Genomic DNA, 19780 nt, shown 5'->3' with positions numbered 1-19780 from the left:
ATTTACCTTAATAATTATAGACAAAACAATTATTATTAGTTAAAATTAAAAAAATCGCAATTTATTTTTTGGTCAACCAATTTTAATTATATACTTTAGCCCCACTTATTTATTATCATTCTGTTATGAAACGTATATTTTCCCTTTTATTTTTATTCCTTTTTAGTGGTGCTTTTGCAAAAGTATCGCTCCCAAAGTTTTTTTCAGACCACATGGTTTTGCAACGAGACGCGACAATCACGGTTTATGGTTGGGCCGAAGCCGGAAAAACAGTCAAGGTTTCGTTCAACAATAAAAATTTAGAAGCAAAAGTAAACTCTAACGGCGAATGGTCTGTGGATTTTCCTGCTGAAAAAGCTGGAGGTCCGTTTGAAATGAAAGTTTCTGAAGAAAACACCATTACTTTCAAAGACATATATATAGGAGACGTTTGGTTTTGCTCTGGACAGTCAAATATGGGCTGGAAACTGGAAGACGCCTTGAACGGAAAAGAGGAATTGGCAAACGCGAATTATGAAAAAATAAAGCTACTTCAAGTTTCAAGAACAATGGCCGGAACACCACAAAAAGACATCGAAAAAGGCCAATGGGAAACGTGTTCTCCAAAAAGTGGCGAAGGTTTTTCTGCCGTTGCTTACTTCTTTGGAAGGGAATTGTTCCAAAAATATAATGTGCCGATCGGTTTAATCAATTCTTCTTGGGGAGGCACAAATATTGAGGCTTGGATGAGCGAAGATTTGATGGGGAAACACGCTTCTGCCCGCAAAGTCATTGACGAAATGAAAACAATGGATTTCTCTGATGTGATGAAAACTTACAAAAAAGAATTTAAAGCTTGGGAAGAAAAAGCAGATCGTCTTGATATTGGAACGACTGAAAAATGGCATGAAAAAACATACAATACTTCGTCTTGGAAACCAATTACGCTTCCTGTTTATTGGAGTAAAGCGAAAGTAACTCCAAATGATGGCGTGATTTGGGTAACCCGAAGTTTTGAATTAACTTCTAAAGATTTAACTTCGGACGATATCGTTTTAAGCATCGGAAGGGTTGATAATGAAGATATTACCTACATCAATGGAATTAAAGTTGGAGAAAGTACACAAAAAGATTTAGACCGATTTTATAAAGTTCCAAAAAGTGTTTTGGTAGCCGGAAAAAATATCATTACGATTCGAGTGAAAAATACGGGCGATATTGGAGGTTTCCGCGGAGATGCCAATTCGTTACACTTAAAAACAGCTTCGCAAAAACTTTCGCTTGCGGGAGAATGGAAATATGAAGCTGGAACAAAAGACATCGAGGAAGTTCCAGAAAGACAACACCCGACCAAATACGCAACGTCGCTTTACAACGGGATGGTCGCTCCTTTCTTTGGTATAAAAGTGAAGGGAATTATTTGGTACCAAGCTGAAGCAAATTCTAAAAATGCAAAAGAATACGCAACAATGTTCAAGGAAATGGTCACCGATTGGAGAAAAAGCTGGAAATCTGAGGTTCCGTTTATTTTTGCGCAATTGCCAAATTATGACAATCAAAATAACCGCTGGATCACGCTTCGCGAGTCGCAAGCAAAGGCTTTGGAATTGAAAAATACAGGAATGGCGGTGCTTATCGATGTGGGAGAAAATGATAATATTCATCCGATTCACAAACAAGTCGTTGGAAAAAGAATGGCTTTGATCGCAGAAAGTATTGCTTACGGAGAAAAAGAAATTCTGTCATCGGCACCTGTTTTTGAAAATTATAAGGTCGATGGAAACTCGATTGCCGTCACTTTTAAAGGCGGAAAATTTGCTACAGAAGAAACAAAATCAAACATCAGCGGTTTTATGGTTGCCGGAAGCGATAAGAAATTTTATCCAGCGACAGCATTTTTGCAGGCTGATTTAAATACAATAAAAGTAAGCAGTCCTGAAGTTTCGACTCCAAAAGAAGTTCGGTATTTGTGGGCGGATGCGCCGGGAAAAGTGATGCTTTATAACACAGATGGCTTGGCAACGCCACCATTTAGAACTGATAATTGGTAGTAGTTTGAATTTAAGTTTAGTTAATTTGTTTATTTGAGAGATGGCCTGCAAAGTAGTTTAGCAGGCCATTTTCTGTTATATTAGACAAGTTCCGGCTCGGTCGTTTCGATAACTGACAACAATTCTTTTGCTTGTAAAATAAATTCACTCACTTCAATCACATTGCTTCTTACTTTTGAAAACAAAACGGCATAATCATCATGCAAGTCTGATTTTGTATCGTCATTTAATTCGTGGTATTTTTCAAGATCAACGCCTAAAATAATAAAATCAACCTCAATTGGAAGCTCAAAATTTCTATCCGTTTCAGTAACTTTCTGGAATATTATCGAGATATTTTCCAAATCCTGTTGCACTTTAAAATAAGAAGCAAGTCTTGAATGGTCTAGACATTTTTCAGCAAAAAGACAGTCCATAATTTCGTAAAAAACGGCGGTATCAATGCAATAAGACGAATTTAAATCTTGACAAATTTTATTAACCCAAGAAACAGAATTCACTACATTTAAAACTTCGACTGCAAAACCAAAGCGTTCAACATCGTTATAATATTGAAAATGCTTTAGATCTAAAACCAAAAAAGGCGCCTTCGTTTCGTTGATAAAATTTCTATTTTCTTTTAAAAATTCTTTGTTGAGTATCATTCTTCTCTATTTTTATTCGACAATTAGTTCATAACTATTTCCTTTTGAATCTGTAGCTTTGATTTGATTTTTATCAATCCATTCTGCTTCAATTTCTGTGGTTTTATTTAGTATTCCAACGCCATATTTACCTTCCATATCGACTTCGCCCGAAACTTTTTCTCCTTTCGAATTTTCTCCAACAACATCATAATGGTATTGATAACTACCCGATTTGCCTGTTCGATATTCATATTTGTAAGTTGAATCTGTGTGGTATGTTTTTGAAGATTTTGGGTCTTTAACCGGCTCAATTTCATCTACTTTTTTATGAAAAGGTTTGACGTCATAAACGATGATATCTTGAGAATCATTCTTGCAACCGATGATTAAAAAAGGGAAAAAAAAGGCATAAAATAGCTGCGGAAATCGTTTCATATTTAATGTGGATTTATTTCCGTCAAAAGTAGAAATCAACAAAATGCCCGCGTTACGGTTTTCCGTAAAGCGGGCATTTTTTTTCCTATAAACTATTAATTTTTACTGTTTTTTCTCCGTAAGATATTTCCAATAGCGTTTTGGAACGTGTTGAATGTGCAGTTTCATATTTTTTCTAGCCGGAATATTCGTTGATTTAAAGTAATCGTTCCAAAGCAAGGCATACAATTCTTCTTTATCTTGCAATACTTCGCCCGGAAGGCTCATCGGACTTGACTTTACAATCGGCTGATAATCTAGTTTAATTTCCTCCACTTTAATCAAATCATGATATAATCCGTACTGCCTTTTTAAATCATAAATGATCCATTTTTGATCGGCGTAACGATTTTTGAAAAAGCTAGAAATCAATGGCAAAACGTTGTAATCTGGTTCAATTGGCGCATAAAAAATACCGTCACTCGTTTCTTGAAAACGGATAAAAGCTTTCATTCGATGGCGTTCTCGATTCACACTTTTATCCATTTTGGAAATCGCCATCACCGATTCGTGGCCGTAATTGTGCTCCACTCCCGCCGGATTGTCAAAAACATAACACGCGAAATCAAAAAGATGCTGAAAACTTTCTTCGGTTTCTGACAAAAAAGTTTTGTAAAAACGCAATTGCCAGTCGGGACTAATTTTCTTTTTTAAGCCAGTCCAAACACGTTTTGCTTTTTCTTCATCAGAAATAATTTCTAGTGTTTCTTCCAAAAACATTGGTTGAAATTTAGCTTTACTTACCAATTGAATTTTTCTGGGTTTTCTTTCGTAGAATTCAAAAATTGAAGTCAAAAGCCCTTCTAAAGTTCCATCAAAAATATAAGTCGTCATTAAAAAAGCGATAGTTGATTTTGCGGAACTTTTAAATACTTGCTGTTGGTTTCTGATAAAATCAAACCTTTTATATGAACCGGATTTGGATCGTTCAACTGAAAAATACTATCGGCACATCTGATAAAATGTTTGGCTCTGTTAAACGCAATTCCCATTTTTTTCAATTGATCAGAACGCAATCTTCCGAATTTTCTGGCTTGGAAAATTTTCTTAGCCGAACCTACTCCAATTCCAGGAACTCGAAGAATCATTTTATAGTCTGCGGTATTAATATCTATCGGAAAATGCTCCATATTTCGCAATGCCCAACTTAATTTTGGATCAATATCCACATCTAAATGCGGATTTTTTACATTCAAAATTTCGTGTACGTCGAAGCCATAAAATCGCATCAGCCAATCGGTTTGGTACAATCGATTTTCTCGCAAAAGTGGCGGTTGGCTTCCAATTGATGGCATTCGATCGTCATAACTAATTGGAATATAACCCGAATAATACACTCGTTTTAAGTCATAATTTTTATAATATTCATTGGCGCTGTACATAATTTCCATATCGGTTTCTGGCGTGGCGCCGATAACCATTTGGGTACTTTGACCAGCCGGAACAAATTTTGGGGTGCTTTTTATAATGCGTTTTTCGTCTTTGACCTGAATAATTCCTTGTTGGATAAATGCCAATGGTTTTTTTACTTCCTCGTGCGATTTATCTGGAGCTAAAAGTTTCAAACCCGCTTCTGTTGGCATTTCAAGATTGATGCTCATTCGATCAGCATAAAGTCCGGCCTCGGTCAGCAATTCCTCGCTTGCTCCAGGAATAGTTTTTAAATGAATGTATCCGTTGAAATTGTTTTCGAGCCTTAATTTCTTGGCAATTCGAACCAAACGCTCCATTGTGTAATCGGCGTTTTTGAAAATTCCGGAGCTTAAAAATAATCCTTCAATATAATTTCTTCGGTAAAAACTCATTGTCAATTCCACCACTTCTTCCACGGTAAATGCGGCGCGCTTGACATCATTACTTTTGCGGGAAACACAAAAAGCGCAGTCAAAAATGCAGTGATTTGTTAGAAGAATTTTCAAAAGCGAAACGCATCGTCCGTCTTCAGTATAAGTATGGCAAATTCCGGAAGCACTTGCATCTCCCAAACCTTTAGTAGTATTTTTTCTATTACTTCCGCTTGACGAGCAAGAAACGTCATATTTAGCGGCGTCGGCAAGTATAGAAAGCTTTTCACGGATTCTTTCAGACATCATTCTATCATTTAGTGGGTATAAAATTAGAAATAAATCTTATAATTTCGCCCTAAACAATAGTTAAAAATCAAGCAATTTTAGAATTTTGTCGGCTTCTTTTTTCTCAAATTAAATTGCATAAAAAAGGCTCCAAGTAACTTCCGATTTTGCAATCATAGAAACTTAGAGCCTTTTTACCACTAAGGAAATTTTTAAAATTTTGAAACGTTATAATTTCTTCCCAGAATTCATTTCTCTATTGATATCGTTCATGATCTTTTTCATACTTTCGGGGATGGCATTATGTTCGTGCTTGGTGTTCATGTCTTCCAGATTTTCTTCAATGCTGTCTAACTTGTACCAAATTTGCTTTAAGAGACCGATCATCTCTTCTGCTTGCTTTTCGTTCATAATAAAAGTGATTGATTGTTGATTATCCAAAAATAAAAAAAAACACTTTTTTGACTTTACGGTTTTTCCGTACCAATTGTTAATATTTAAAATAATGATAGCTGATTCCCGTCAATACTGGGTTTCTTGAAGGGTTTTGCTTCTCCAAAAACAGTCCTTCCACCATATTTGTAAGATTCCTCTCGCTCTCTTTGAACCAAAGCGTCAAAATTTTCGTTTGGTGTAAAACTTTCTTCGGCTTTTATTGAGATTTCAGAGAGCTTTTGTATCGCTTGCAACTTATCTGAATTGCCAATTTTTGCCCTTTGAATTGCTTTTTCCAAAGTGGAAATCGTCTCGTCATAAATTTTTACAGGAACAGGAAACGGATGTCCGTCTTTTCCTCCGTGTGCAAAAGAAAAACGGGCGGGATCTTCAAATCGACTTGGCGTTCCATAAATAACTTCGCTGACCAAAGCCAATGATTGCATCGCTCTTGGCCCCATTCCTTTCAACATTAATAATTCCTCAAAATCTTCGGGTTTATTTTCGTGCGTTGCCCAAAGCATTGCTCCCAGCCTTTTCATATTGACATCTTTCATTTGAACATCGTGGTGGTTTGGCATTACCAAATGCTGTACTTCTCGAATGATTTTCTGTGGCGATTCGGTCGTTAATTCCAAGATTGATTCTCTAGTTTTTAAAGCCGTACTTGCTGTCAGATTCAGTATATTTCCTTGGTTTTCACCATAAATAAAAGTGTGCGGTTCATTGACAAACGACTTCAAATTTTCAGATTGCCAATGGTATCGACGCGCCGTTTTGCTCATCGGATTCATTCCTTGCTGAATCACGCACCATTGCCCTTGACTGTCAACAATAAAATTATGCTGGTACAATTGAAAACCGTCTTGAATGGCCGTGTTGTCCACTTTTGCGGTAAGTTTACTGCAATTAGAAAGCATGTTTCCGTCTAAACCCGTTCGTTCGCCCACCCACAAAAGTTCTCTTGGAGTTTGCATCGAATGTTTTCCTTTGCCTCCGCAGATATAAATTCCGAGTTCTTTTGAATGCGGATTCACCGATTTTTTTAGTGCTCCTAAAACCGAAGTTGTGATTCCAGACGAGTGCCAATCCATTCCCATTACGGCACCAAAACTTTGGAACCAAAACGGATTTGCTAATTTGCTGATCACTTCAGAAGTTCCGAATTCCATTGCAATAGTTTCCACAATGGCAACGCCTAATTTTGACATACGTTCTGCCAGCCACATTGGAACGTGGCCATAATGAAGCGGTAAATCTGCTGAACCGGAGCGTTTCATCTTTTTGGGATTAAAATTTGGTATCTTGGGTTAAAGGTCTGATATGTAGAAGTTGCAAATTTACGCAATATCTAGAAGTGAAAATAGTTTGAGTTATTAAATTTTAAGATGCAATTCCATACTTTATCTATACTTCAACCATATATGATCCATAAGCAATATGCGTTTTAAATTGGCATAAAAAAAACCGCCTTTCAGCGGTTTTTTGTTTTATAATCCTAGAGCAGTTTTGAGATTTTTTGATGCCAAAGCTTGCGCGTCTTTCGCTTCCGGAACGACCGCCGCCATTCCGAAGAATTCGTGTGTCACGCCATTATATAATTTGTATTCTGTATCGACCTTTGCTTCTTTTAATTTGTCGCTAAGCAATTTTCCTTCGCTTTGCAACGGATCAATTTCTGCACCAATAATTAATGTTTTTGGCATTCCTGCAAGATTTGCTTTTACCAAACTAATTCTTGGATCGGCTGCTTGCGCTTCTGAAGCCAAATAATTTTTCACGAACCAAGACATCATCGGCTTGTTCAACGGTTTCGCTGCCGCATATTTCACATAACTTTCGCTATTCATATCGTTATTTGCCACCGGATAAACCAAAACCGCATACAACGGAACCATTATTTTTTTATCGCGTGCCATCAAACAAACATTGGCCGCCAAGTTGCCGCCAGCACTTTCTCCGGCCACGGCAATTCTTTTTGGATCTCCTTGAAACGACGCCGCATTTTTTACTACCCAACTATATGCGTCGAACGCCGCGTTATGCGCTGCAGGAAATTTCTTTTCTGGCCCTTTTGGATATTCCACAGAAACCACGATCGCTCCGGTTTGTTCACACAATGCTTGCGCGCTTGCGCTATATACTTCAATATCAGCAATTACATAACCGCCTCCGTGATAATATACGATTACTGGTTTTGGCGAAGCGCCTTCTTTTGGTGTATAAATTCTAACGTGTGTTGTTCCTCCAGTAATCGGGATTTGTTTCCCAATTGTATCGCACAATGGAACCGGCATCGTCATATTATTATCGGCCATAACCGCTTTTACAGCATCCGTCGGAGTTGGTTGTTTTCTAGCTTCTTTTGCGTCTAGAGTTTCGATTGGTTTACCGCCAAGCGTAGCCAATTTTTCAATGACAACCTGCATTTCTGGCTTGATTGAAGTTCCCCATTCTGGCGCCGGACCAGCTGGTTTTAATTTGGTATCCGCGTGCTCCGCGACGATGCTGTCGTTCATTTTTTCTTCGGGAGTATCTGATTTTTCTTTTTTATCGCAACTGATAAAAAACAGTGTTAGGGCAACAGAAATCGCCACTTTGGTCAATTGGTGAAATTGCTTTTTCATAGGTAATTGTTTAAAATTAATAAGCACATCACTAATTTCCAACAATTTAAACCATTACGTTTTATACAATTTCAATAAAAGTTTTAACATAAATCGTTTTACGCCGAAACAAAAATTAAGATTTCACCTTTATATTATGATAGTTTTTGTCGTAATCCACGAAAAAGTTGATCCAGATATTTCGGGAAAGTCGCATAATAATTGGCATAAAAACAATTAATGATCCAATTATCGCTCCGAAAGAAATTTTTAAATTTGCTTGAAAAACAAAATGACTGATGATGAATGCTGCCACACCAAACGCGATTCCCACGCCATAACTGACATACATTGCGCCAAAGAAAAAACTTGGTTCAATTTTGTACTTAAAGCCACATTGACCGCAATGTTCGTGCATTTCAAAAACAGCTGCCAAATTATATGGATTTGGATTCACATACATTTTTTCGTTCTGACATTTGGGACAAGTTCCCGTTGCAATGCTATATAATTTCCTTCCTTTTTTCATGATATTTCTAACTAAGATTTCTACCAATATTATAGTACAAATTTATGGCGAATTCATTTTTAAACTATAGACAGAATTCACTTTGACTTGTACTATTCGGACATTTCTCTGTATGAAAGGTTAAAAACAATTTACTTTTGAGCAGAATAATCTAACTTTAATACAAGCCTAAATACAATACTTAAACCTTTAAACAATTGCAACAATGCGCATTTTTAAATTCATTATCTTATCATTATTGTTCGCATTTGCAAGTTGCGCAACGAAGAAAATAAAAGACATTTCGTATGCCGAAACGTTGCCGGAAACAGAGCTGAAATCGGTTAAATTGAATATTTTTAAACCTCGAAAATCTCAGGAAAAATTACCGGTTTTGATTTTTGTTCACGGAGGAAATTGGAATACAGGAAACAAAAATACGTATGGTTTTTTCGGAAGAAATTTTGCAAAAAAAGGAGTTTTGACCGTCATTCCAGATTATACTTTGAGTCCGGAAACTGATTATGACGGAATGACCAAGCAGATTGCAGAAGCTATTAATTGGACCAAAGAAAATGCCGAAAAATTTGGTGGCGATCCCAATCAAATTTTCTTAACCGGGCATTCTGCTGGCGGACATTTGATTGCTTTGGCCATTATGAATCCAAAATATGGAATTGACCCAAAATCAATTTCCGGAATAATTTTAAATGACGCCGCTGGTTTAGATATGAAAAACTATCTGGAATCTGATCCTCCAACCAATGAAAACGATTATCTCGCCACTTGGTCGGACGATCCAAAAAAATGGCAAGACGCTTCGCCTATTTATTTTTTGGATGAAAAAACGCCACCGTTGATGATCTATATCGGGAACAAAACTTACAATTCTATCAAAGTTGCAAACGACCGATTTTTAAAAGCGTTGAGTCCGTTGCAACCTGATGTCAAACCCATTTTTGTGGATAAAAAACACGTTCCCATGATATTGCAATATTTCTTTTCAGGAAGCGATCGATATGATGAAATAATTGATTTTATCAGCAAAAACACGAAGTAATTCACGGCGCAAATTTCGCTTTCAGCATTTTCGCAGCTTTGGTATAACCACCTTCCGAACCATCAACAAAATGAATGTGTCCGTCCTCAATATCCCTGACATAACAAGACATTATTGATGCGCCACTGGTGTGAATTCCGTAAAGAATTTCGCCGTTGGCTTCCATTTTATCTAACAGTTTTTCGAGTTCTTTTCTTTGTAAAATTGTACCCGACATTACCGTATTTATTTTGCCATCGATGACCAAAGTGTCTGACATTTCAACCAAACTTTTCAGGTATTTTTTGCCTTTTTTAGTATTAAAATAAATATAGCCATACAAAGTAAGAAGCCATGTTTTTATCAACTCAAACAATTTGATTTTGCCTAACCGCGCTCGCATTTCAGTTCCTAATTTGTTGAATGTGCTTTTTAATTTCAGCTTTGCAATTGAAATGGGTTGGCGTTTTTCGGGAGTTCCATATAGTTCGTCTATTTTTGCCAAAATCTGCTGAAAAACCACTGCTTGTTCGTTGCCATTTTTTGCAATTACAAGCATTGTTACAATTTCTTCCTTGTCTTTTGGAGGGCCAATTTTATCCCATCGACATTGCATTCCGCTTAGATCTAACTCTTTTTCAAGTGATTTTTTATTCGAAAAAATATAGTCGTCGCCCTTGATTATGGCTTCCGCAAAAGAAAGTCCGTTACCCAAAACTATTGGAATTGAAAATGATTTGGAACGCTTTAATTTTGCAATTGAAATCTTGTGTCCGGCGTTGTAAATTTCTTCGACCAAAACTATTCCAGTTCTCAATTCTAGATTAAAATTATCCTGCGTATTTTCTCTGTAAATCGCGAGCGCGTCCATGACTTTTTCAGCTACCGAAGAAGGCACAATAAAAGTAGCGCCATCGCCTCCAAAGAAAAAAGGAATGGTGACATCCATTGAAAAAGCGATGTTCAGAACGGTGACAATGCTTCCTGTGGCGATTAAATTCACTTCTTCGTGTCTTCCGCCAAAAACTGCTTGCGTGGAACCCACAATATCAGTTATAATTACGTGCCAGCTTTGCGGAATTTCCTCAAAAAGTATTGGATCTGCCATCAAATTGCTGAGCGGCATTGTTTGCAAATCTAGATCAGAATAAAATTGTTCGTCAGTGTCGAATGGCATTTTAAATTTACTTTTTGATACTTAAATATAGTAATTAAAAATGGTAAATGCAATGCAAGACAATAACTTAACGAATACTTGAAACTCAAATTGATTACGTCAAATATTAGTTAAAAAAAATTAGAAGAATGAAGTATTTGAAATTTGTCGTAACTTTAGTTTAGTACCCAAAAAATTTAGAATGGAATACCAAAACCTATCTCCGATTGTTCTTGTTGACGACGATATTGATGAATGTAATTTATTTCAAGAAGCGCTACAAGAGTTGAAAATCGATAATGAATTGCTGTGTTTTCACAACGCATCGTCGTTCCTAGAATTTATCGTTAAAGAAAATTTTTATCCAGCAATCACTTTTATAGACCTGCATATTCATAATTTTAGCGGTATTGAACTTATTGAAAAAATTAGGGGAAATGATAGTTTCAAAAGCACTCCGATTGCACTTTACTCAAATTCTTCAAATCCAAAAGATATTGAAAATGCTTATTCTTCAGGTGCAACATTGTACATTCAAAAACCAAATACTTTTGAAAAATTAAAACAAACGATTGAAGAATGTTTGCAAAAATCTAAAGCTTAAAAATCAAACAGTTAAAACAAAAGTGGAACGGTTCATTTTTGAGTTGTGAAAATTCCAATTGATTTTCATGACTTTCGAAATTATTGCTTTTAAAGCCTGAAAAGATACTGGTTTTGTGATATAAATATTGGCGCCTAAACTTAACGTGGTTTCAATATTATCTTGCGAAGACGAAGTGGAATAAATGGCGACCGAAACATTTTTTAAGCGTTCGTTGTCACGGATCATCTTCAGCATTTCGATTCCGTTGATTTTTGGCATGTTTAAATCTAAGAAAATCAAGTCAGGAACTTGCGTTTCTTTATTTTGGATACATGCAAAAAACTCGTCGGCGCTTGAAAACAAACTTAAAGAATTTTCACTTTCAACCAGGTCAAAAGCTTCTTCAAAAAGAGTTCTGTCTTCATGGTCGTCATCGACCAAAGCTATTTTCATTTGGTGTAAGTGCATGATATGGTTGATTGATTTTCAGCACTTAAAAGGGGGAATTGCCGAAATTATTTCGGGGTAAATATACTGCTATTTTTACAATTAAGCTTATTTTATTATACGACAATTTTAAAATAAAGCAAAAAGTAGCACTGGAAATTCTTTTTCTACAATGCTATATTATTCGAAATTATATCGCAATATCTCACTATTTATTTAACTTTAATTAAAGACTTTCTTACCTTTGAAATAATCAATCAAAAGAGTATCTATGCCTAAAAATACCTCGGAATCCCAACCTCCAAAATCTCCGCAAAACTTTCCAATAGTGGGAATTGGTGCGTCTGCAGGCGGACTTGACGCTTTTAAAGAGTTTTTGCAGGCAATTCCTGAGGACTCTGGAATGGCTTATGTTTTAGTACAACACTTGGCCCCGTCTCATGAAAGCTTGCTTCCAAAATTACTTTCAAAAAGCACCCACTTGCCAGTTTATGAAATCACAGATGACATAAATCTTGCACCTGATACCGTTTACATTATTCCAGAAAATAAAATGCTGACGACTCACGATGGTGTTTTAAACCTGACTGCAAGGGATTTGTCAAGCAAAAAAAATATGCCAATCGACATTTTTTTTAATTCTTTGGGAGAAGTTCATAAGAGTTTTGCAATTGGCGTGGTTTTTTCGGGAACAGGTTATGACGGCACGCAAGGACTTAAGCGGATAAAGGAAGAAGGCGGTATTACATATGTTCAAAATCCTGATTCGGCGGGTTTTGACGGCATGCCGCAAAGCGCAATTAAAGCTGGCGCGGCAGATTTTATTTTGGAGGCAAGTGAAATTCCAGAACATTTATTGCGCATCGATAAAGCCTATGAAACCAATCATGCTCACGCCGAAAATCCAATTGTTCCAAAAGAAGAGGAAGATTTATTTAAAAGCATTCTTAGAATTTTAAGGCTCAGAACCGGAAACGATTTCTCAAATTATAAAGAAGCTACGTTGCGAAGGCGAATTTCCCGACGTATGATTTTGACCAAAAGAGAAGAGCCCGAACAATATTTGAATTATCTAAGGCTAGAAAAATCTGAGCAGGACGCGCTGTTCAATGATATTTTGATTCCTGTGAGTTATTTCTTTAGAGATACTCGAATTTTCGAAATTTTCACGAGCCAAGTTTTGCCTCAAATCATCAAAAATAGAAGTTCGAACGAAAGTATTCGCGTTTGGACGGCTGGATGCTCGACTGGCGAAGAAGCGTATTCGCTGGCCATCTGCATTCACGAATATTTGATGGAAAACGCACCGCATTTAAAAGTGCAGATTTTTGCTTCGGATATTTCTGAAAACGTAATTACCAAAGCAAGGGCTGCAAATTATACCAAACAAGACATTCAAAATGTTTCTGAAACAAGGCTTCAAAATTACTTTGTAAAAACTGACGGAAGCTATCATATCAGCAAAGTTATTCGCGACATGTGCGTTTTTGCCGTGCACAATTTTTTGAAAGATCCGCCTTTTGCAAAGATGGATTTGATTACCTGCCGAAACGTATTGATTTACTTAAATCCGTTTCTTCAAAAGAAGGCAATGACCACATTTCATTATGCTTTGCGTGAAAACGGGGTTTTATTTTTAGGAAAATCAGAAACGGCGAGCAGTCATTCAAATTTATTTGAACCAATCATCAAGAACCAAAAGTTCTATACTCGAAAAATGGTTCCGGGACGCTTTATTCCGTCTAATTTTGAGCCGATTGAAGTTGCTTCGCCAGAACAAAATGCTGTAGAAAAAAATAAAATTCCGTTGGAAGCTGATTTCCAAAAAATTGCCCATAATATTCTTTTTTCAAAATATACACCGCCAGCGGTAATCATTAACAACCATAAAGAAATTGTTCATTTCCACGGAGATACGAGTCCGTTTTTAGTTTCTTCGCCCGGAAAACCAAATTTCAACGTGCTGAAAATGGCGCGCGAAGGCTTGGCTTTTGAAATGCGAAATGCGTTATTAAAGTCTAAAAACGAAGATGAAACGATTATTAGAGAAGGTATTCCTTTAAAAGATTTTGATTACCAAGTTACTATTGAAGTTATTCCGTTGAATGACTGCAATGAATCGCATTCGCTGATTTTATTTCACAAAGTGGAGAAAAAAGAAGAAGTAAATGTCAAGCAAAGAAAAACTTCTGAACAATTCAGAATAAAACAGTTAGAAGCTGAAATACAACAAATTAGAGAAGATATTAGACGTGTAACCGAAGATCAGGAAGCGTCCAATGAAAAACTGCAAAGCGCCAATGAAGAACTTTTAAGCAACAGCGAAGAATTGCAAACGCTTAATGAAGAGCTGGAAACTTCTGCAGAAGAATTGCAATCCAACAACGAGGAATTAATAAGCGTGAACGACGAGTTAATGGACCGCCAAGACCAGCTGACTTCTGCCCGATTATATTCAGATGCAATTGTGGAAACCATTCGGGAACCGCTGATTATTTTAGATAAAAATATGCGTGTAAAAAGTGCAAATGCCGCATTTTACAAGCATTTTAAAACAACGGAACAAGAAACGGAAAATCGTACTATTTATGAAATTGCAAATGGAGTTTGGAACGTAAATGATTTTAAAGCCCAACTTGAAAACGTACTGCCCTTGAAGCAAAAGATTGAAGATTTTGAAATCACGGTTACACTTTTTAATCGTGGCGCCACGACATTTTTATTGAATGCCTGCCAAATTATAAATGACAAGTATTCTGAACCGCTTATTTTATTGGCTTTTGAAGATATTACTGAGCACAAAAGCATCGCTTTGATTCGTGAAAGCGAAGCTCGTTTCAGCGTGTTGGCCGATAATGCACCCGTAATGTTATGGCTTTCGGGAGTTAACAAATGTGTTTATTTTGTAAATAAAGGCTGGATTGATTACAGAGGCACTTCGTTTGAAGAAGAAATTGGCGATAATTGGGCTAATGGTTTGCACCAAGATGATCGATTGGATGCTTTTAAAACCTACGAGAAAGCGTTTGATGTTAGAAAAAAATTTTCAATGGAATACCGCCTGTTAAATGCTGATGGAAAATACCGATGGATTTCTTCAAGAGGCGTTCCGAGATATACCGCTGATGGAACTTTCTTGGGTTATGCCGGAAGCTGTAGCGATATTGATGACCAAAAGAATTTTGCCAATAAACTTTCTAATGAAGTTGAAGTTCAAACCCGCGAAATCGTCAGCATTAATCGGGAATTAAAAAACAAAAATGAAGAATTAAATTCGTTTGCTTCTGTTGCAAGCCATGATTTAAAAGAGCCTTTGCGTAAAATTCACATGTTTGGGAAAATGATTCAAGATCGAGAAGCAGAAAAACTTTCTGAAAGTTCGAGGCATAATCTTGAACGAATTATCGTTTCCACAAATCGAATGGAACAATTGGTAAACGATCTTTTGAGCTATTCTCAAATTAATGGTCGTGAATTGATTTTAGTCAAAACCGATTTAAATGAACTGATCAAAAAGATAGAAAACGATTTAAAAGAAACGATTGAAGAATCGAATGCATTAATTCAAGTGGGAGAATTGCCAACCTTGGGCGTTATTCCAACTTTATTTGGCCAAGTCTTTACCAATTTGATAAGCAATGCAATAAAATATTCTAAAAAAGACACGACGCCTGTAATCACAATAACTTCTTCTGCAATTCTGGGCAAGAGCATTTTAAGCTTAGGAGCCGACGCGACTCAAAATTATTACAAAATTGCTGTCGAAGATAATGGAGTTGGTTTTCCGCCAGAAGTAAAAGAAAAAGTTTTTGAACCGTTCAAGAGATTTCACGATCGAGAAGAATACAGCGGTACCGGAATTGGCCTGGCGATTTGCAGAAAAATTGTAGCCGCTCAAAATGGTTTTATAAAAGCAGAAAGTGAAGTTGGCAAAGGATCGATATTCACAATTTATCTTCCTTCGGGAAAATAATTTCTAAAAAATAAACTTACTAGAAGTAAAAAAAGGTATATTCTGAATGTAGAATATACCTTTTTTCGGTTGGTTGGTTGATTGTTATTATTGGTTGTAATGCTTTTTATTTTTTGTCTTTTTTCGCTGCAGAATTCCAGCCACTGCTTCCGTTTCCATCGCCACCGCTTCCGCTGGTTCCGCTTCCTCCGCCTGTGCCACTGCTTCCGTAAGTTCTTTTGCTGTCGCTGTTGCTTTTGTCATTTGGGTTGATGATACTTACGTTTGAATCATCGTCCTCTTCTTCCGTCGCTTTTGACGTTGTATTTTTTGTTCTTCCTGAACCAGAAGTTTTTGATGTTGACGCTGATGCAGTTGCTCCTGATTGATAATTGGCTGTTGTTGTGTCAGTTGTAACCGTTTCTGAAGTTGTTGTGCTCATTGAAGCTTCTTCTTCGGCTTTTTGCTCAGCACATTCTTGACAACTGTCTTTCTTTTCGCAAGACGCAAAAAACGTACAGATGACAGCTATCGCCAAGAAAAAAAGTGCTTTATTAAATTCTGAGTTTACTATCGCTTTCATAGACTTGTTTTTTTAAAATCTTACTTTGTAAAATTAACAAGCTCTGATAAGAAACGTTTTACACAATTTCAACTAAAGATTATAGCACCTAAAGTTTTTGAAGAAAAATTTTTATGATTTATTCAAAATACTCCAACGCGGAATATTTTGGTTTTCACCTTCTTGAAGTACAAAATGATAACCGCGCTGATTGTCAGCAATTTCACGGCTTTCTGGATCTGTGATTGTATATTCTAAATGTGCTTTTTGTTTGAAGTACTTCTTCCAAGCCGGAAAAATGTCTAAATATTTTCCTCTGATGGAACTGAATTTGAGTTCTTTTGAATCGCCTTCGTTTTCTAATTTGAAACCTACGAAAAGGCATTCGTCCCAATCTTGTTTTGCTTCTAAATCAACATCGGTCACTTCTGCCGGAGCATAAATAATAGTATAAGTTGAATCAGAAGATTGCTCGATTGCCTTGTAAAATCTATAGTTTAAGGTGGTCAACGAAGCAATTTTATCAGAAGCCACGCGCGCGCTTTGTCTATTTGTGTTAGAAATAGAATTGATGAAAGACACATCTTGAGCCATTGCAAGCGTGCAAACGAAAAAAACTGTGGATGTTAAGAAGACTTTCATATCACTACGATTTTGTTATACAAAGATATTAGAAAAGAGAATTGGAAGTTTTATAGATTCTCACTTTTTAGTAACAGAATTGCACTAATTAAGAGTTATTTATGAACAATTGTAATTGATTCAAATTATTGGAAGGCTTAAAAAAAGCGCAAACTTTACATTTGCGCTTTTGCTATTATACGTTATAGAAAAAAGTTTCTCTATTGAGTCCCGAAGTGTGGTAATGCCAATTGATATTTAGAACGTTTTTGATAATTTTCTTGAGCGTTCCATAATCGTTTGGTTTTGTAATATAAATATTTGCGCCATTGATAAACGTCTCTTCAATATCTTTTTCAAGTGAAGATGTGGAATAAATGGCAACAGAAATATCTCTAAACTTTGGATTGTTTCTAATTTCTTTCAGCGCTTCGGCTCCAGAAATAAACGGCATATTTAAATCTAAAAAGATGATATGCGGTAAAACAGCATCTTCCGCGTTCAAATAATCCATCAGTTCGATAGCATTTTTAAACATTGTCAGCTCCTTTGAAATATTAATTTCATTAAGAACTTCTTCAAATAAAAGACGATCATCTTGATCATCATCCGCAAGGAAAATCTGCATACTCGATGGACTCATAGGTAATTATAAATATTTAATTGTATGTTATTTCATTATCAATTATTACAAATATAAGGAATTTGCACCTAATTTCAAATGTTTGCCGACAAATGAATGCCGTTGTTGTTAATCGTTTTTTCTAGAATTTTTGTTCCCTAAAATCATCACATACGCATCGTGATTTAAAAGCAATGTCAGAAAATCTTCTCCAGCATTCCAAGTTCTAAAAATTTTTGATTGCTTGTTAATTATCGAATTATGAAGTTCCTCATAAGAATAATTTGCAATTACAGTACCGTGAAAATGTGATTTATCAGATAAATGACCGTTAAAATCGATGTTGTTTTCTATTAAAAGTGCGTTGAGCTGATCAAATGCGCTTTTAAACCCCAATAGACTTTGCTCAAAACTAACGATGTAAATGTTTTGTTCTTTGGGATGCTCGTACCAATTGTAATATTGCATCTCTGAAGAATTTATAGGAGTAGGATAAACCAAAACTTGAGACCCGCCAAAACTCTGCGACGGCAACTTTGAACTCAAGGTTATTAAAAAAAACAGAAAGGCGATCTTCATAAACTAAAGGGAAAAGCGAAGCCAAATGTATTTATATAAGATTTATCAAATGTTATATAATTTCCATATAAGCTTATTTTTTTCGTCAGATTTTAGCTTAGTAAAAACAATTAAAATGTAAATTATATTAAAAATAGAATAACGCATTTTTGTTCAATCTTCGATAATTTTAATGTTTCCAACTAAAATATTGAACGTTATTTCGCCTTGGATTTTTGAGTTTTACAAAGCTGGAATTGAAACCGTTATACCAATTTTTGGTTGCGCATTTTTTAATTTTGATCAATTTGACTACCAATTATGAAATGAGCTTTGCAAAACTAATCCCTTTAAAAGTAAACTTCGCTTTTGATATTTTGGCTGGAATATTTTTACTTTCTTTTTCTTGGTTGTTTCGGTTTTTACACACAGAATACTACATCCACATCATTTTTGGAATTCTTTATCATTCTCGGATTTATTTCTAAAACCGAATCGAATTCCAATAACTCGCAAACAAATTTGATATAAAAAAAGAGCATTCTGAAATGCTCTTTTTAAATATTATCTTGCCTTTTCTTGTTCAATGAATTTATTAATAGTTTTTAAGCTATCGTTGATAAACTTAAACTTGTTTTGGTTATTAATATCATAAGACAATACACCACAGACGTTCCATATTTCTTTAATTTCCTTTTTGTCGATTGTTATTTCCCTGAAGAAGTCGTTTTCGCTCTTCAGAAAATATTGTCCTTTTTTTTGTTCGTCTTTAACAATTCTGTTTATAAACAAGCCTTTTTCAGCACTAATTAAAACGACGATAGAATTATCAACAATGGAATCAATTTCAATTTGTTCACAAATCACGAATGTATTTTCATCAATTACCGGAAACATGTTATTACTCGTAACCTGAAACGCCCTTGATTTCTCGGCGGTCACAAACGGAAAATTATATTTTGGAAGAATGTCAACCAATGCTGAAACGTCATCTTCCTTAGAATACTGAAACTGCATTTCGCGACAAACCAAAGCAGTTGTTGCAGAATAACTAGCAGTATCTGTCTTATCTAAAAAAATTTTATTTAAGTCTATTTCGTAGAGCTCACATATCGCGATTATTGAATCATAATCTACTGAATTACGTTTTTTCCAAGTGGAAATCGTATTTGGACGGATACTCAAGAACTCAGATAACTCAATATCTGTCTTGATTTTTAGCGACTTTTTTAATCTTTCAATTATCTTAATCGCATTTTGTGAATTTTTTTCTTGCATATTCGCAAAATGTAATGTAACTTTAATATCAGCAAATAGATATAAAGCTGGTTTATGGAATCAGTTTTTAAACCCTTGACAGAGATTGACTTACCACATCAATTTCAATAGTGTCATTTTAAAAAAAATATTCACATAGCATCACTTACGGATTGTTTTTAGACAAACCGCTGTAAAGCATTCACAAATTGTGAGTCAGGTTAAGCTC

The 19780-nt window shown here is 35.7% G+C and carries 19 protein-coding genes; 4 read left to right on the top strand and 15 right to left on the bottom strand.

Going from position 1 to position 19780, the window contains the following annotated elements; all coding sequences use genetic code 11:
- The first annotated feature begins 125 nt into the window (after positions 1-125).
- The gene (locus ACFPVY_RS06455) at positions 126-2030 is read left to right on the top strand and encodes a sialate O-acetylesterase (RefSeq protein WP_379791152.1); all 1905 of its coding nucleotides are present in this window, start codon (positions 126-128) and stop codon (positions 2028-2030) included.
- 80 nt (positions 2031-2110) lie between these two features.
- Here ACFPVY_RS06455 and ACFPVY_RS06450 read toward each other — a convergent pair whose 3' ends face one another.
- The 8 genes from ACFPVY_RS06450 to ACFPVY_RS06415 all read right to left on the bottom strand — a co-directional run bounded on the left by ACFPVY_RS06450 (position 2111) and on the right by ACFPVY_RS06415 (position 8775).
- A complete protein-coding gene (locus ACFPVY_RS06450; RefSeq protein WP_379791151.1) occupies positions 2111-2674 on the bottom strand; it encodes a hypothetical protein in 564 nt (187 codons plus the stop codon).
- A 12-nt stretch (positions 2675-2686) separates the two neighbouring features.
- Complete coding sequence (locus tag ACFPVY_RS06445; protein ID WP_379791150.1) at positions 2687-3091, bottom strand: hypothetical protein; 405 nt, start codon at positions 3089-3091, stop codon at positions 2687-2689.
- A gap of 102 nt (positions 3092-3193) precedes the next feature.
- The gene (locus ACFPVY_RS06440) at positions 3194-3964 is read right to left on the bottom strand and encodes a TIGR03915 family putative DNA repair protein (protein ID WP_379791149.1); all 771 of its coding nucleotides are present in this window, start codon (positions 3962-3964) and stop codon (positions 3194-3196) included.
- Positions 3964-5223: a putative DNA modification/repair radical SAM protein gene (locus ACFPVY_RS06435; RefSeq protein ID WP_379791148.1), complete on the bottom strand. Its 1260-nt coding sequence runs from the start codon at positions 5221-5223 to the stop codon at positions 3964-3966. Before ACFPVY_RS06435 ends, ACFPVY_RS06440 begins: the two co-directional genes overlap by 1 nt.
- A 207-nt stretch (positions 5224-5430) precedes the next feature.
- Positions 5431-5613 carry a hypothetical protein gene (locus tag ACFPVY_RS06430; RefSeq protein ID WP_379791147.1) on the bottom strand — a complete coding sequence of 61 codons (183 nt, stop codon included), beginning with the start codon at positions 5611-5613 and terminating at the stop codon, positions 5431-5433.
- Between the two features lie 86 nt (positions 5614-5699).
- Positions 5700-6917 (bottom strand): DUF763 domain-containing protein, encoded by a 1218-nt coding sequence (locus ACFPVY_RS06425; RefSeq protein ID WP_379791146.1) that lies wholly within the window; start codon positions 6915-6917, stop codon positions 5700-5702.
- 210 nt (positions 6918-7127) lie between these two features.
- Entirely contained in the window at positions 7128-8264 is a 1137-nt protein-coding gene (locus ACFPVY_RS06420; RefSeq protein ID WP_379791145.1) for an alpha/beta hydrolase, read from the bottom strand.
- A gap of 115 nt (positions 8265-8379) precedes the next feature.
- The gene (locus ACFPVY_RS06415) at positions 8380-8775 is read right to left on the bottom strand and encodes a DUF983 domain-containing protein (protein ID WP_379791316.1); all 396 of its coding nucleotides are present in this window, start codon (positions 8773-8775) and stop codon (positions 8380-8382) included.
- A gap of 202 nt (positions 8776-8977) precedes the next feature.
- Here ACFPVY_RS06415 and ACFPVY_RS06410 point away from each other — a divergent pair, with 202 nt between their 5' ends.
- Complete coding sequence (locus tag ACFPVY_RS06410) at positions 8978-9811, top strand: alpha/beta hydrolase (RefSeq protein ID WP_379791144.1); 834 nt, start codon at positions 8978-8980, stop codon at positions 9809-9811.
- Between the two features lies 1 nt (position 9812).
- Here ACFPVY_RS06410 and ACFPVY_RS06405 read toward each other — a convergent pair whose 3' ends face one another.
- Positions 9813-10967 carry a DUF3095 domain-containing protein gene (locus tag ACFPVY_RS06405; RefSeq protein ID WP_379791143.1) on the bottom strand — a complete coding sequence of 385 codons (1155 nt, stop codon included), beginning with the start codon at positions 10965-10967 and terminating at the stop codon, positions 9813-9815.
- Positions 10968-11148: 181 nt separating this feature from the next.
- On the opposite strand from ACFPVY_RS06405, the gene ACFPVY_RS06400 reads away from it, so the two are divergent.
- Entirely contained in the window at positions 11149-11550 is a 402-nt protein-coding gene (locus tag ACFPVY_RS06400) for a response regulator (protein WP_379791142.1), read from the top strand.
- A 3-nt stretch (positions 11551-11553) separates the two neighbouring features.
- On the opposite strand, the gene ACFPVY_RS06395 is transcribed toward ACFPVY_RS06400, so the two are convergent.
- Entirely contained in the window at positions 11554-12000 is a 447-nt protein-coding gene (locus ACFPVY_RS06395; protein ID WP_379791141.1) for a response regulator, read from the bottom strand.
- 250 nt (positions 12001-12250) lie between these two features.
- Here ACFPVY_RS06395 and ACFPVY_RS06390 point away from each other — a divergent pair, with 250 nt between their 5' ends.
- On the top strand, positions 12251-15952 hold the full coding sequence (locus ACFPVY_RS06390) for a CheR family methyltransferase (protein ID WP_379791140.1): 3702 nt from the start codon (positions 12251-12253) through the stop codon (positions 15950-15952).
- Positions 15953-16058: 106 nt separating this feature from the next.
- On the opposite strand, the gene ACFPVY_RS06385 is transcribed toward ACFPVY_RS06390, so the two are convergent.
- The 5 genes from ACFPVY_RS06385 to ACFPVY_RS06365 form a co-directional block, all read right to left on the bottom strand.
- Positions 16059-16514, bottom strand: coding sequence for a hypothetical protein (locus ACFPVY_RS06385; RefSeq protein ID WP_379791139.1), 456 nt, complete (start codon positions 16512-16514; stop codon positions 16059-16061).
- A gap of 111 nt (positions 16515-16625) precedes the next feature.
- Positions 16626-17135 carry a hypothetical protein gene (locus tag ACFPVY_RS06380; protein WP_379791138.1) on the bottom strand — a complete coding sequence of 170 codons (510 nt, stop codon included), beginning with the start codon at positions 17133-17135 and terminating at the stop codon, positions 16626-16628.
- 175 nt (positions 17136-17310) lie between these two features.
- Complete coding sequence (locus ACFPVY_RS06375; RefSeq protein WP_379791137.1) at positions 17311-17757, bottom strand: response regulator; 447 nt, start codon at positions 17755-17757, stop codon at positions 17311-17313.
- Between the two features lie 108 nt (positions 17758-17865).
- The gene (locus ACFPVY_RS06370) at positions 17866-18282 is read right to left on the bottom strand and encodes a hypothetical protein (protein ID WP_379791136.1); all 417 of its coding nucleotides are present in this window, start codon (positions 18280-18282) and stop codon (positions 17866-17868) included.
- A 576-nt stretch (positions 18283-18858) separates the two neighbouring features.
- Positions 18859-19572 (bottom strand): LexA family transcriptional regulator, encoded by a 714-nt coding sequence (locus ACFPVY_RS06365; RefSeq protein WP_379791135.1) that lies wholly within the window; start codon positions 19570-19572, stop codon positions 18859-18861.
- Positions 19573-19780 lie beyond the last annotated feature (208 nt).

This window comes from Flavobacterium qiangtangense (assembly GCF_042658345.1).
GTDB lineage: Bacteria > Bacteroidota > Bacteroidia > Flavobacteriales > Flavobacteriaceae > Flavobacterium > Flavobacterium qiangtangense.
Note: the sequence above shows the minus strand (reverse complement) of the source record. Positions and strands in the feature narration are given on the sequence as shown.

Excerpts from the sequence above, each read along its gene's own strand:
- ACFPVY_RS06450 (WP_379791151.1), bottom strand. The coding sequence starts at position 2,674 with ATGATACTCAACAAAGAATTTTTAAAAGAAAATAGAAATTTTATCAAC.
- ACFPVY_RS06420 (WP_379791145.1), bottom strand. The coding sequence starts at position 8,264 with ATGAAAAAGCAATTTCACCAATTGACCAAAGTGGCGATTTCTGTTGCC.
- ACFPVY_RS06400 (WP_379791142.1), top strand. The coding sequence starts at position 11,149 with ATGGAATACCAAAACCTATCTCCGATTGTTCTTGTTGACGACGATATT.
- ACFPVY_RS06435 (WP_379791148.1), bottom strand. The coding sequence starts at position 5,223 with ATGATGTCTGAAAGAATCCGTGAAAAGCTTTCTATACTTGCCGACGCC.
- ACFPVY_RS06390 (WP_379791140.1), top strand. The coding sequence starts at position 12,251 with ATGCCTAAAAATACCTCGGAATCCCAACCTCCAAAATCTCCGCAAAAC.
- ACFPVY_RS06410 (WP_379791144.1), top strand. The coding sequence starts at position 8,978 with ATGCGCATTTTTAAATTCATTATCTTATCATTATTGTTCGCATTTGCA.
- ACFPVY_RS06365 (WP_379791135.1), bottom strand. The coding sequence starts at position 19,572 with ATGCAAGAAAAAAATTCACAAAATGCGATTAAGATAATTGAAAGATTA.
- ACFPVY_RS06440 (WP_379791149.1), bottom strand. The coding sequence starts at position 3,964 with ATGACGACTTATATTTTTGATGGAACTTTAGAAGGGCTTTTGACTTCA.
- ACFPVY_RS06375 (WP_379791137.1), bottom strand. The coding sequence starts at position 17,757 with ATGAGTCCATCGAGTATGCAGATTTTCCTTGCGGATGATGATCAAGAT.
- ACFPVY_RS06455 (WP_379791152.1), top strand. The coding sequence starts at position 126 with ATGAAACGTATATTTTCCCTTTTATTTTTATTCCTTTTTAGTGGTGCT.
- ACFPVY_RS06405 (WP_379791143.1), bottom strand. The coding sequence starts at position 10,967 with ATGCCATTCGACACTGACGAACAATTTTATTCTGATCTAGATTTGCAA.
- ACFPVY_RS06380 (WP_379791138.1), bottom strand. The coding sequence starts at position 17,135 with ATGAAAGTCTTCTTAACATCCACAGTTTTTTTCGTTTGCACGCTTGCA.
- ACFPVY_RS06385 (WP_379791139.1), bottom strand. The coding sequence starts at position 16,514 with ATGAAAGCGATAGTAAACTCAGAATTTAATAAAGCACTTTTTTTCTTG.
- ACFPVY_RS06445 (WP_379791150.1), bottom strand. The coding sequence starts at position 3,091 with ATGAAACGATTTCCGCAGCTATTTTATGCCTTTTTTTTCCCTTTTTTA.
- ACFPVY_RS06395 (WP_379791141.1), bottom strand. The coding sequence starts at position 12,000 with ATGCACTTACACCAAATGAAAATAGCTTTGGTCGATGACGACCATGAA.
- ACFPVY_RS06430 (WP_379791147.1), bottom strand. The coding sequence starts at position 5,613 with ATGAACGAAAAGCAAGCAGAAGAGATGATCGGTCTCTTAAAGCAAATT.
- ACFPVY_RS06425 (WP_379791146.1), bottom strand. The coding sequence starts at position 6,917 with ATGAAACGCTCCGGTTCAGCAGATTTACCGCTTCATTATGGCCACGTT.